This window comes from Micromonospora sp. NPDC047753, assembly GCF_040642735.1.
Lineage (GTDB): Bacteria > Actinomycetota > Actinomycetes > Mycobacteriales > Micromonosporaceae > Micromonospora.
The window spans coordinates 1-12,743 of the sequence record NZ_JBEYSL010000170.1; the positions used below are offsets into that span (position 1 = coordinate 1).

The 12,743-nt window shown below is 68.8% G+C and carries 9 protein-coding genes; all 9 read left to right on the forward strand.

All coding sequences use genetic code 11. The features are described 5' to 3' along the window. Positions 1 to 721: 721 nt before the first annotated feature. Positions 722 to 853: a hypothetical protein gene (locus ABZ749_RS16495; RefSeq protein WP_357228461.1), complete on the forward strand. Its 132-nt coding sequence runs from the start codon at positions 722 to 724 to the stop codon at positions 851 to 853. Positions 854 to 1,391: 538 nt separating this feature from the next. Beyond that, positions 1,392 to 3,074, forward strand: a complete 1,683-nt coding sequence (gene araB, locus ABZ749_RS16500) for a ribulokinase (RefSeq protein ID WP_357228463.1) — start codon at positions 1,392 to 1,394, stop codon at positions 3,072 to 3,074. Continuing rightward, positions 3,071 to 3,763: an L-ribulose-5-phosphate 4-epimerase gene (locus ABZ749_RS16505; protein WP_357228466.1), complete on the forward strand. Its 693-nt coding sequence runs from the start codon at positions 3,071 to 3,073 to the stop codon at positions 3,761 to 3,763. The genes araB and ABZ749_RS16505 overlap by 4 nt, the downstream gene beginning before the upstream one ends. A 137-nt stretch (positions 3,764 to 3,900) precedes the next feature. Continuing rightward, positions 3,901 to 4,896: an ABC transporter substrate-binding protein gene (locus tag ABZ749_RS16510; RefSeq protein WP_357228476.1), complete on the forward strand. Its 996-nt coding sequence runs from the start codon at positions 3,901 to 3,903 to the stop codon at positions 4,894 to 4,896. Positions 4,897 to 5,082: 186 nt separating this feature from the next. Beyond that, positions 5,083 to 6,624 carry a sugar ABC transporter ATP-binding protein gene (locus tag ABZ749_RS16515; protein ID WP_357228468.1) on the forward strand — a complete coding sequence of 514 codons (1,542 nt, stop codon included), beginning with the start codon at positions 5,083 to 5,085 and terminating at the stop codon, positions 6,622 to 6,624. Further along, positions 6,621 to 7,691: an ABC transporter permease gene (locus tag ABZ749_RS16520; protein WP_357228470.1), complete on the forward strand. Its 1,071-nt coding sequence runs from the start codon at positions 6,621 to 6,623 to the stop codon at positions 7,689 to 7,691. Before ABZ749_RS16515 ends, ABZ749_RS16520 begins: the two co-directional genes overlap by 4 nt. Beyond that, entirely contained in the window at positions 7,688 to 8,677 is a 990-nt protein-coding gene (yjfF, locus tag ABZ749_RS16525; RefSeq protein ID WP_355006877.1) for a galactofuranose ABC transporter, permease protein YjfF, read from the forward strand. The genes ABZ749_RS16520 and yjfF overlap by 4 nt, the downstream gene beginning before the upstream one ends. 26 nt (positions 8,678 to 8,703) lie before the next feature. Continuing rightward, positions 8,704 to 10,206, forward strand: a complete 1,503-nt coding sequence (gene araA / locus ABZ749_RS16530; RefSeq protein ID WP_355006876.1) for an L-arabinose isomerase — start codon at positions 8,704 to 8,706, stop codon at positions 10,204 to 10,206. Positions 10,207 to 10,548: 342 nt separating this feature from the next. After that, a complete protein-coding gene (locus ABZ749_RS16535; RefSeq protein WP_357228474.1) occupies positions 10,549 to 12,669 on the forward strand; it encodes an RICIN domain-containing protein in 2,121 nt (706 codons plus the stop codon). Positions 12,670 to 12,743: the final 74 nt, after the last annotated feature.

The following is a 12,743-nucleotide window of genomic DNA, read 5'->3' on the forward strand; positions in this document are numbered from 1 at the left end:
TGCTGCCCGACCGGTCCCGCTGCCCCCAGGGGTACGAGCACGAAGGGTGCTGCGGGGAGCTGCCGGCCGCGCCGGAGCAGCCGCCCGCCGCCCGCCGCCCGCCGCCCGGACCTTGCACCGACCTTGCCCCGCCCAGCCACCCGCCTGCGCCTCTAGCCCCGACCTCGCCCGCTCGCTCTCACCCGGACCTTGCTCTGCCCCGCCACCCGCGTTCGCCCTTCGTCTCGCGCCGCCCCACGCCGCCTCGCGGCGCCCCACGCCGCCTCGCGGCGCCCCACGCCGCCTCGCGCCGCCCCACGCCGCCTCGCGCCGCCCCACGCCGCCTCGCGCCGCCCCGCGCCGGCCCACCCCGCGCCGCGCCGCCCCCACACTGCCCACCCCGCCGCAGACTGCCTGCCGCTGTTGGCCGCCAGGCCAACGGCTAGCCAGGGACGAGCGCTGGAACCACATCCGCTGATCAGCCTGATGTCTGTGAGTCATCACGATGACTCGCAGACATCACGCTCATCGCAGTGAGGCCCGCCAGGTCATGCGCTCGGCGATTCAGGGCGCGCGGATCGCGCTGCAAGTCGCCGACCTGCCGCAGCGGGATCGCGGGCAACTCGCCAGTGGTCCACCATGCCGGGATGTCATCGACTCGCCTTGTCACCCTGCTCGGTGCTGCCGCGCGGCATCAACGACAGCTGCGCGACCTGAGCCAGCGTCAGTTGGCCAGCGTCAGTTGGCCGCGTTGGCCGCGTTGGCCGCGTTGGCCGCGTTGGCCGCGTTGGCCGCGTTGGCCGCGTTGGCCGACCAGGCTGCGGTGGCCCGGTTCGAACGCGGCCGATCACTCCGCCGCGACCCCGCGACGTGAAAGAGAGCCCGAGTGGAGCTTTGCCTCCGGGTCGCTCGACGCGCCGTCGGGCGCGCGGGGCGACCGGGCGGGGCGGGCACACCAAGACGTTGAATGTTATCGATAACACCGGGCGGTGGCCCGGCTTCGCGTCGGGTGGGTCGCCCTCTGGGGGCGCTCAGCCAAGAGCCCGCATGGTCGTCGATGGCTGTCGGGCGGATCCGAGCACGCGACCGTGACGCCTCGGGAATGTTATCGCTGCCATCATCTCCGAGGGAGAAGTGGCCGCTATCGGACGGCGATGTCGCAATGTGCGGCGGACCAGACCTGTCACGTCGCCCTGTTGGCGGCTCTCCGGGCAGCGCTCGTACCCGGCGCGGGCCCCAATCGTCAGATGGCTGCCGCAGTTGAGGGCGAAATGGTGGTTCTGTACCGGTTTGCTATCTACCTCCCGAGTCGGCCCGCCTTTCGCGTTCCGTTACGGAGCTGTTGCGGGTAGATGTCTTGACGAGGCTGGATGTGAGCGTTAACACTATCCCCGTTAACGGTGGAGGTGAACATGAACCGTGTGGACGGAGCTGACGACCGCTACGTCGTCGGTGTCGACTATGGCACCCTGTCCGGGCGAGCTCTGGTGGTCCGTGTCGGCGATGGTGCCGAGTTGGGGACCGCGGTGCACGAGTACGGCGATGGCGTGATCAGTACGGCCCTTCCGGGAGGCCGAACGCTGCCCCCGGACTGGGCCCTGCAGAACCCGCAGGACTACCGCGACGTGCTGAGGTACGCCGTCCCGGCGGCACTGTCCGCCGCGGGGGTGGACCCGGCGGCGGTGGTCGGCATCGGCATCGACTTCACCGCCTGCACCGTGCTGCCGACGCTCGCCGACGGCACCCCGCTGTGCGAGACGCCCGAGCTGCGCGACCGACCGCACGCCTGGGTGAAGCTGTGGAAGCACCACGCCGCGCAGCCGCACGCCGACCGGATCAACGCGCTCGCTCACGAGCGGGCCGAGTCGTGGATCGGCCGGTACGGCGGCAAGATCTCCGCCGAGTGGCAGTACGCCAAGGGCCTGCAGCTCCTGGAGGAGGACCCGGAGGTCTACGACCGGGCCGAGCGCTTCATCGAGGCCGCCGACTGGATCGTCTGGCAGCTCTGCGGCACCGAGACCCGCAACGTCTGCACGGCCGGCTACAAGGGCATCCTGCAGGACGGTCACTACCCCTCCGAGGGCTTCCTGACCGCTCTCAACCCCAACTTCGGCGACTTCGTGGCCAAGCTCGACGGCCCGTTGCTGCCCCTCGGTGCCCGGGCCGGCGCGCTCACCGCCCAGGCCGCCGCCTGGACCGGCCTGCCGGAGGGGATCGCGGTGGCTGTCGGCAACGTCGACGCGCACGTCACTGCGGCGTCCGCGCAGGCGGTGCAGCCCGGTCGGCTGGTCGCCATCATGGGCACCTCGACCTGTCACGTCGTCAACGGCGCGGAGGTCGCCGAAGTGGCCGGCATGTGCGGTGTGGTTGATGGGGGCATCAGCCCCGGGGCGTGGGGTTACGAGGCCGGGCAGAGCGGTGTCGGCGACATCTTCGGCTGGTTCGTCGAGCACGCCGCCCCGGCCGGCGTCGACTCACACGTTCGCCTCACCGAGCTGGCCGCGAGTCAGCCCGTCGGCGCGCACGGCCTGATCGCGTTGGACTGGTGGAACGGCAACCGTTCCCTGCTGGTCAACCACGACCTCAGCGGGATGATCGTCGGCATGACCCTGGCCACCCGGCCGGCGGACATCTACCGGGCCCTGCTGGAGTCCACCGCGTACGGCACCCGGATGATCATCGAGGCGTTCGTCGACGCCGGAGTCCCGGTGAACGACCTGGTGATCGCCGGTGGTCTGACCAACAACGCGCTGCTGATGCAGATCTACGCCGACGTGACCAGGCGACCGCTGAACATCATCGCCTCGGCGCAGGGGCCGGCGCTGGGCTCGGCGATCCACGCCGCCGTCGCCGCCGGTGAGTTCCCCTCGATCCACGAGGCGTCGCAGGCCATGGGTCGGGTGCACGAGGCCGTCTACCGTCCGGACCCCGAGCGGGCCCGCGCCTACGACGCCCTCTACGCCGAGTACCGGACGCTGCACGACCACTTCGGTCGTGGCGGCAACGACGTCATGCTCCGCCTGCGGGCGATCCGCAACGCGGCGGTCGAGACCGCCACGACCACCCACGATGCCCCGTTGGAGGTGGTGGCGTGAACGCCGAGGTGACCCGACAGATCGCCGAGCTGCGCGAGACAGTGGCCCGGCTGCACGCCGAGCTGACCCGGTACAACCTGGTCGCCTGGACGTCCGGCAACGTCTCCGCGCGGGTACCCGGCCAGGACCTGATGGTGATCAAGCCGAGTGGGGTGAGCTACGACGACCTCACCGCGGCCACGATGGTGGTGTGCGACCTCGACGGCGTTCTCGTCGAGGGCGACTTCGCCCCGTCCAGCGACACCGCCGCCCACGCCTACGTCTACCGAGCCATGCCCGAGGTCGGTGGGGTCGTGCACACGCACAGCTCGTACGCGACCGCGTGGGCCGCGTGTGGGGAGTCGATCCCCTGCCACCTCACCGCCCAGGCCGACGAGTTCGGTGGGGAGATCCCGATCGGTCCGTTCGCGCTGATCGGCGGTGACGACATCGGCAAGGGCATCGTCGCCACCCTCGCCGGGCACCGCTCGCCGGCGGTGCTGATGCGCAACCACGGCGTGTTCACCATCGGCCGCGACGCCCGCGCGGCGGTCAAGGCAGCGGTCATGTGCGAGGACGTGGCGCGTACCGCGCACCTGGCCCACACCCTCGGGCAGCCGGTCCCGATGGCGCAGGCCAACATCGACTCGCTCTACGACCGCTACCAGAACGTCTACGGCCAACAACCAGTCGCACCGGCGGGTTCCTGACCCTGCACCGAAGACCCGGGACCCGTCGGTCTGCACCACGACGCACCAGCACGCACCACCCGCGTACGCCGCTTCTCGCACCTCTGCGGTCGGCGCGGTTACCCACCACATCCAGCCAAGGAGATTCGATGGGAAAGATGCGAACGCAGTCCGTTCGGTGGCGCGCTGCCGCAGTCCTCGCCAGCGTGCTGCTGGTCGGCGGCGTGGCGGCCTGTGGCAACAGTGACACCGGCGGCGGCGGGTCCAAGGACGATGGCAAGATCACGATGGGCTTCTCCCAGGTCGGTGCGGAGAGCGGTTGGCGTACCGCGAACACCACCTCGATCAAGGAGTCCGCGACCGCGGCCGGCATCGAGCTGAAGTTCGACGACGCGCAGCAGAAGCAGGAAAACCAGATCAAGGCGATCCGCAACTACATCCAGCAGAAGGTCGACGTGATCGCCTTCTCGCCGGTGGTGGAGTCCGGGTGGGACACCGTGCTCAAGGAGGCCAAGGACGCCGGCATCCCGGTCATCCTGACCGACCGCTCGGTGGACTCGGCCGACAAGTCGCTCTACAAGACCTTCCTCGGCTCGGACTTCGTCAAGGAGGGCCGGCTCGCCGGTGAGTGGCTGGTCGAGCAGAAGAAGACCGCCTCGGGCCCGGTGAACATCGTCGAGCTGCAGGGCAACACCGGTGCGGCGCCGGCGAACGATCGCAAGAAGGGCTTCGGCGAGGCGATCGCCGCCAACCCGAACCTGAAGATCATCGCCTCCCAGCCGGGTGACTTCACCCGGGCCGGCGGCAAGCAGGTCATGGAGCAGTTCCTCAAGGCCAACAAGCAGATCGACGTGTTGTTCGCGCACAACGACGACATGGGCCTGGGCGCGCTCGAGGCGATCACCGCCGCCGGCAAGGTGCCCGGCAAGGACATCACCATCATCACCGTCGACGCCGTCAAGGACGGCATGCAGGCTCTCGCCGACGGGAAGTTCAACTTCATCGCGGAGTGCAGCCCGCTGCTCGGCCCGCAGCTGATGGACCTGGCCAAGAAGGTCCACGCGGGCGAGGAGGTGCCTGCCCGGATCGAGACCGAGGAGACCACCTTCACGACCGAGCAGGCCAAGGAAGCTCTGCCCAACCGTAAGTACTGATCGACGACGGGGTCGCCACGTTCGCGTGGCGGCCCCGCCGCGCCGCTCTCCTACCCGAAACGGACCGGGCTCGGCCCGCGACGCCCCCGTACCACGCCCGCCCGAGCGCCCCCACTGGCGACCGGGCGGGCGTGGCGGGAGCGTAGCGGCCCTTCCGTGTCGACAACCCAGAAGAGGTCTGATGGGATGACGGATAGCCGTCCGGTCCTGACGATGACCGGGATCAGCAAGTCCTTCCCCGGGGTGCGCGCACTCCACGACGTCAACTTCCGGCTCTTCCCCGGCGAGGTGCACGCCCTGATGGGCGAGAACGGCGCCGGCAAGTCCACCCTCATCAAGGTGCTCACCGGCGTCTACGACACCGATGAGGGCGCGATCACCCTCGATGGCGAGGCCGTGTCGTTCACCGGCCCGATGCAGGCGACCGCCGCCGGTGTGAGCACCGTTTTCCAGGAAGTCAATCTCTGCACCAACCTCTCGGTGGCGGAGAACATCTTCATCGGCCGGGAGCCCCGGATCTTCGGCGCCGTCCGCTGGGGTGAGGTCCGCCGCCGGGCCCGAGACCTGCTCTCCCGCCTCGACCTCGACCTCGACGTCAGTGCGCCACTCGGCTCGTACTCGCTCGCGATCCAGCAGATGGTCGCCATCGCCCGCGCCATCGACATCAAGGCCCGGGTGCTGATCCTGGACGAACCGACGTCCAGCCTCGACGCCGGCGAGGTGGCACAGCTGTTCCGCATCATGCGGCAACTGCGCGACGAGGGCATCGCGATCCTGTTCGTGACCCACTTCCTCGACCAGGTCTACGAGATCGCCGACCGGATCACCGTGCTGCGCAACGGCGGGCTCGTCGGCGAGTACCTCACCACCGAGCTGCCCCAGCTCTCCCTGGTCGAGAAGATGATCGGCAAGGAGCTCGACGTCCTGGAGGGCATCGAGGAACACTCCCGGCGGGACCTGGCCGCGCTGGAGGAGGGCACCCCCCTGGTGGCGGTGTCGAACTTCGGTCGGGCGGGAGCGGTCGAGCCGTTCAGCCTCACCATCCACGCTGGCGAGGTGGTGGGCCTGGCCGGCCTGCTGGGCTCGGGGCGTACCGAGGTCGCGCGATTGTTGTTCGGCGCCGACCGGACCGACGGCGGCCAGGTGGCGATCGACGGCACGGCGAGCAGCCTGCGCACCCCCGCGCAGGCCATCGCCCACGGCGTGGGCTTCTGTTCGGAGAACCGCCGGGCCGAGGGGATCGTCGCGGACCTCTCGGTCCGGGAGAACATGATCCTCGCGATGCAGGCGGCCCGTGGCTGGCTGCGGCCCATTCCGCGTCGCCGCCAGGACGAGCTGGTCGACAAGTACGTCAAGGCCCTCAACATCCGGCCCGCCGACCCGGAGGTGCCGGTCCGCAACCTCTCCGGCGGCAACCAGCAGAAGGTGTTGCTGGCCCGGTGGCTGATCACCGAGCCGCGACTGCTGATCCTCGACGAGCCGACCCGGGGCATCGACATCGGCGCGAAAACCGAGATCCAGAAGCTCGTGACGCAGCTGTCCGACGGGGGCATGGCGGTGCTGTTCATCTCCGCCGAGCTGGAGGAGGTGCTGCGCCTCAGCCACAAGGTGGCCGTCATGCGGGACCGGCAGATGGTCGCGCAGCTCGCCAACGACGAGAGCCTGGACGCCGACCGCGTCATGCAGACCATCGCCAGCGGATCCCACCGGGAGGAGGCAGACCGATGAACGACACCATGAGCCGCTATCGGACGATGATCGGTCACCGGCTGTTCTGGCCCGCCGCCGTGCTGTTCGTCATGCTCGCCGCGAACACGATCTACCGGCCCGGGTTCCTGTCCGTCGAGCTCAAGGACGGGCACCTGTACGGCACGCCGGTCGACATCCTTCGGCTGAGCGCACCGCTGATCCTCGTCGCGCTGGGCATGACCCTGGTCATCTCCACCGGCGGCATCGACCTGTCGGTGGGCTCGCTCTGCGCGATCAGCGGCGCGATCGCCTGCATGTACATCAGCAAGCAGCCCGACCAGAACAGCCTTGGCGTGGTGGTGACCGCCCTCGCGATGGCGATGGGCGTCGCGCTCGTGCTCGGCGCCTGGAACGGGGTGCTGGTGGCCGTGATCGGGATCCAACCGATCATCGCCACCCTGATCCTGATGGTCGCCGGCCGAGGTCTCGCCCAGCTGATCACCGAGGGCCAGATCATCACCATCAACTCCGAGCCGTACCGGGCGATCGGCCTGGGCCACGCGTTGACGCTGCCGCTGGCCATCTTCATCGCGCTCGCCGCGGCCCTGCTCGTCGCCGCGTTCACCCGTCGCACCGCACTCGGCATGATCATCGAGTCGGTGGGCGGCAACGCCATGGCCAGCCGGCTCGCCGGCATCCGGTCCGGCCGGGTCATCTTCCTGGCGTACGTGATCAGCGCCGCGTGTGCCGCGGTCGCCGGTTTCATGATGACGGCGAACGTCTCCAGCGCCGACGGCAACGCCGCCGGCCTCTGGGTCGAGCTGGACGCGATCCTCGCTGTCGTCATCGGCGGTACGTCCCTCGCGGGCGGCCGGTTCTTCCTGAGTGGCACGATCATCGGCGCGCTGATCATCCAGACCCTGACCACCACGGTGTACGCCATGGACATCTCGCCGCAGACCTCGCTGCTGTTCAAGGCGGTCGTCGTCATCGCCGTCTGCCTCATCCAGGCGCCGGCCTTCCGGGCCCGGTTCAGCCGACGTAGGCGCAACGTCCCGCCGCCCGCCACCATCGCCGACAAGCCGAAGGAGCAGGTGCCGGCATGACCACTGGAACGCTTACCGCCGGTCGTACCCGGTTCCGGCTGCCGAGGAAGCAGATACCGGTCCTGGCGACGCTCGCCCTGCTGCTGGTGATGTACGGCATCGGCGTCTCGCAGTACACGGCGTTCTCCAACGTCCAGGTCATCTTCAACGTCTTCATCGACAACGGCTTCCTGCTCGTCGTCGCGGTGGGCATGACCTTCGTGATCCTCACCGGGGGCATCGACCTGTCGGTCGGTTCGGTGGTCGCGATGACGGCGATGGTGTCGGCCGCGCTGCTGCAGGACGGCATGCCGGCGGCGCTGGTGCTGGTCATCGCCCTGCTCATCGGTCCGACGCTCGGCCTGTTGATGGGCTGCGTCATCCACTTCTTCGAGATCCAGCCGTTCATCGTGACGCTCGCCGGGATGTTCTTCGCCCGGGGCATGTGCACCTTCATCTCCGGCGCGTCGATCCCGATCACCGACGGGTTCTGGACCTCGATGTCGCAGGAGCGGATCGGGGACCCGCGGGGCAACTTCGTGTCGATCAGCGTGCTGATCGCCTTCGTGGTGGTCGTCATCGCCGCGTACGTGCTGGCCTACACCCGGCTGGGACGTAACGTGTACGCCATCGGCGGCAACCCGCAGTCGGCGCTGCTGATGGGCCTGCCGGTGGGGCGGACCCGGATCGCCGTCTACACGATCAGTGGTCTGTGCTCGGCCATCGGTGGGATCCTGCTGTCCTTCTACACCCTCTCCGGCGCGCCGCTGATCGCCGTGGGGATGGAGCTGGACGTCATTGCCGCCGTCGTCATCGGTGGCACTGTGCTCACCGGCGGCGCGGGTTACGTCTTCGGCACGGTGCTCGGCGTGCTGGTCCTCGGCGTGATCCAGACTCTCATCACCTTCGACGGGAGCCTCAACTCCTGGTGGACCAAGATCGTGATTGGCGGTCTGCTCTTCGCGTTCATCCTGCTTCAGCGCCTCATCGGAATCCGTTACAAGTGACCGCCCCTCTCGCGGAAGGCAACTCCATGGCACCACACACCGAACCCGAGATCTGGTTCCTCACCGGCAGCCAAGGCATGTACGGCGAGGAGACGCTCCGCCAGGTGGCCGAGCAGTCTCGCCAGATCGCGGCCGCGCTCGACGACTCGCCGCAGATTCCCGCCCGCGTGGTCTGGAAGCCCGTCCTGACCAACAGCGGTGAGATTCTGCAGGTCTGCCGGGACGCCGCCGCTCAGGGTGCCGTCGGGGTCATCGCCTGGATGCACACGTTCTCGCCGGCCAAGATGTGGATCTCCGGTCTGGACGCGTTGCAGACACCGCTGCTGCACCTGCACACCCAGGCCAACGTTCTGCTGCCGTGGAACGACATCGACATGGACTTCATGAACCTGAACCAGGCCGCCCACGGCGACCGCGAGTTCGGGTACATCCAGACGCGTCTCGGCGTGGCCCGCAAGACGGTGGCCGGGCACGTCAGTGACCCGCGGGTGACCAGTCGGGTCGGGGCGTGGGCCCGCGCCGCGCTGGGCTGGTCGGCGATGCGGTCGCTGCGCCTGGCCCGTTTCGGTGACAACATGCGCGACGTCGCGGTGACCGAGGGCGACAAGGTCGAGGCCGAGCTGCGGTTCGGGGTCTCGGTCAACACCTACGGGGTCAACGACCTGGTCGAGGTGGTCGGCGAGGTCACCGACGCGCAGGTGGACGACCTGGTCAAGGAGTACGAGGACACCTACCGCATCGTCGGCGCGCTGCTGCCCGGCGGCGAGCAGCACGACTCGCTGCGGTACGCCGCGCGCCTGGAGCTGGGCATGCGCGCCTTCCTGGACGCCGGTGGTTTCCGGGCCTTCACGACGAACTTCGAGGACCTCGGTGGGCTGCGTCAGCTTCCGGGCATCGCCGTGCAGCGGCTGATGGCGGACGGCTACGGCTTCGGCGGTGAGGGCGACTGGAAGACCTCGGTCCTGGTCCGCACCCTCAAGGCGATGTCGGTGGGCGTGAGCGGCGGCACGTCGTTCATGGAGGATTACACCTACGACCTCACCCCGGGCAACGAGTTGGTGCTGGGCGCCCACATGCTGGAGGTCTGCCCGACCATCGCCTCCGACGTACCCAACGTGGAGATCCATCCGCTGAGCATCGGTGGCCGGGAGGACCCGGTCCGGTTGGTGTTCGACGCCGCGGCCGGTCCGGCCGTGGTGCTCGGGCTGGCCGACATGGGGGAGCGCTTCCGGCTCGTGGCCAACGAGATCGACGTGGTGGCCCCGCCGCAACCACTGCGCCGGCTGCCGGTTGCCCGCGCCGTCTGGCGTCCGCGCCCCGACCTGCCGGTCTCGGCCGAGTCGTGGATCACCGCGGGCGCCCCGCACCACACCGTCCTGTCGCAGGCGGTGGGCGTGGAGGAGCTGCACGACCTGGCGGAGATGAGCCGCACCGAGCTGGTCGTCATCGACGCCGCCACGGAGCCTCGCCGCTTCGCCGACGAGCTGCGCTGGAACCAGGCCTACCACCGACTGGCTCGCGGCTTCTGATCAGCGCGGCCTGACGGCCCCCCTCGACACGGGTGGTCCATCCCTGCCTGCGGGCTGGGTGGGCCACCCGTTCGCGTCTGGTCCTGGCAGCGACGCGAGGCGGCTGTGTTACGGCTTGACTAACAGCATGTTATCGCTCACAGTCTATAGCCAAGATGGTCGATGTCTTTGGCTGTCCGGCCACGCGCGCTCCCCACCTCTCCCGGTTTCGGCATCTCGCCGCCGTCACTGTCGGGCTGGCGGTGTTAGCGATCACATGGCCGGGCTCGGTCAGATCGGCGCCCCGCCCGGTGCCGCGGACGCCGACCCAGATCGCTCGGTTCGCGCCAGCAGAGGAGGATCATGCTTTCCATCGGTCGGGTTTCCCGGGGTGCGCCCCGTCGGCGCGGGTGGCTGTCGAGACTTGCTGTCGCCGCGATGGCGCTGGTGGTCGGTGGCGCGGCCTCAGCCGTCGCCTCGTCGCCCGCGTCAGCGGCGACTGTCGACACCAATGCGTGGTACGTGTTGGTGAACCGCAACAGCGGCAAGGCGCTTGACGTCTACAACCTGGCGACGAACGACGGCGCGCGGATCACCCAGTGGACCCGCAACAACGGCAACCAGCAGCAGTGGCAGTTCGTCGACTCCGGTGGTGGGTACTACCGGGTGAAGTCGCGGCTCTCCGGCAAGGTGCTGGACGTCTCGGGCTTCTCGACCGCCAACGGCGGCAGCATCGTGCAGTGGAGCGACACCAACGGCACCAACCAGCAGTTCCGGCTTGCCGACTCCGACGGTGGCTACGTCCGGTTGATCAACCGGAACAGCAACAAGGTGATGGAGGTGCAGGGCGCCTCGACCGCCGACGGTGGCAACATCGTGCAGTACGACGACTGGAATGGCACCAACCAGCAGTGGCAGTTCGTCCGCGTCGACGGCGGGACGGACCCCACGACGCCGCCCCCCACCACGCCGCCCCCGTCGAACGGTACGTTCTCGAACCCGGCCATCTGGCAGGACTTCGCCGACGTCGACATCATCCGGGTCGACAACGTCTACTACCTGACGTCGTCCACCATGCACTACTCGCCCGGCGCGCCGGTCCTGCGCTCGTACGACCTGGTGAACTGGGAGTTCGCGGGCCACGCCGTACCCCGACTCGACTTCGGGTCGAAGTATGACATGAGCGGCGGTAACGCGTACGTCGACGGGATCTGGGCGTCGACGTTGAACTACCGGCCGAGCAACAGGCAGTACTACTGGGCCGGGTGCATCGACTTCGCGCAGACCCACATCTACACCGCGTCCGCCGTCGACAGCACGTGGAGCAAGCACGCCACAATCCCCAACTGCTACTACGACGCCGGCCTGCTGTTCGACGACAACGACACCCCGTACGTCGCGTACGGCAACGGCACCATCAGCGTGGCGCAGCTCTCCGCGGACGGGAAGTCCCAGGTTCGTGCCCAGCAGGTGTACCAGACGCCGTCGAGCATCGGGACGCTGGAGGGCGCCCGCTTCTACAAGCGCAACGGCGCGTACTACATCTGGCTCACCCGCCCGGCCAACGGCCAGTACGTGCTGAAGTCGACGAACGGCCCGTTCGGCCCGTACGAGCAGCGTCAGGTGCTGCTCAACCTGCCCGGCCCGATCTCCGGTGGCGGTGTGCCGCACCAGGGTGGGCTGGTGCAGACCCAGAACGGGGACTGGTACTACATGTCCTTCGTCGACGCGTACCCCGGTGGTCGGATGCCTGCCCTGGCCCCGATCACCTGGACCGGCGACGGGTGGCCCGTGCTGCAGACGGTCAACGGCGCGTGGGGCAGTTCGTACCCGAAGCCGAATCTGCCCGCCCCGCCCCGGGCGGTCAAGCCGCTCACCGGCACCGACACGTTCGCCGGCACCACGCTCGGCCCGCAGTGGGAGTGGAACCACAACCCGGACAACAGCAAGTGGTCGGTCAACAACGGCCTGAACCTGCAGACCGCCACCGTCACCGGTGACCTGTACAAGGCGCGTAACACGCTGACCCACCGCATCCAGGGTCCCACCTCGACCGCGACCATCGAGTTGGACTACTCCACCATGCGCGACGGTGACCGCACCGGCCTGGCGGTGCTGCGCAACTCGTCGGCCTGGATCGGAATCCGACGCGACAACGGCTCCACCCGGCTGGTCATGCAGAACGGTCTGACGATGGACGGCAGCTGGAACACCACAAGTACCGGCAGCGAGGTGGCGAGCACCGCCGTCTCCGGTGGCCGGATCTGGTTGCGCGCCAACGCCGACATCAGACCAGGTTCCGGCCGACAGGCACGCTTCTCGTACAGCACGGACGGGGTGAACTTCACCTCGTTCGGCAACGCCCTGACACTGGCGAACAACTGGCAGTTCTTCATGGGCTACCGGTTTGCCATGTTCAACCACGCGACGCAGGCGCTCGGTGGCGCGGTCACCGTGCGGCGGTTCGACCTGACCACCCCGTGACACCGATCACACGACGATCGCTCTGACCGGTGGGAGGGCGTCGCGTCACCATCGGTCGGCTCCACCGCGGGATC

Bases quoted from the DNA above. Each gene is read 5' to 3' on its own strand.
- araB (WP_357228463.1), top strand. From the start codon at position 1,392: ATGAACCGTGTGGACGGAGCTGACGACCGCTACGTCGTCGGTGTCGAC.
- ABZ749_RS16510 (WP_357228476.1), top strand. From the start codon at position 3,901: ATGCGAACGCAGTCCGTTCGGTGGCGCGCTGCCGCAGTCCTCGCCAGC.
- ABZ749_RS16515 (WP_357228468.1), top strand. From the start codon at position 5,083: ATGACGGATAGCCGTCCGGTCCTGACGATGACCGGGATCAGCAAGTCC.
- ABZ749_RS16520 (WP_357228470.1), top strand. From the start codon at position 6,621: ATGAACGACACCATGAGCCGCTATCGGACGATGATCGGTCACCGGCTG.
- yjfF (WP_355006877.1), top strand. From the start codon at position 7,688: ATGACCACTGGAACGCTTACCGCCGGTCGTACCCGGTTCCGGCTGCCG.
- araA (WP_355006876.1), top strand. From the start codon at position 8,704: ATGGCACCACACACCGAACCCGAGATCTGGTTCCTCACCGGCAGCCAA.
- ABZ749_RS16535 (WP_357228474.1), top strand. From the start codon at position 10,549: ATGCTTTCCATCGGTCGGGTTTCCCGGGGTGCGCCCCGTCGGCGCGGG.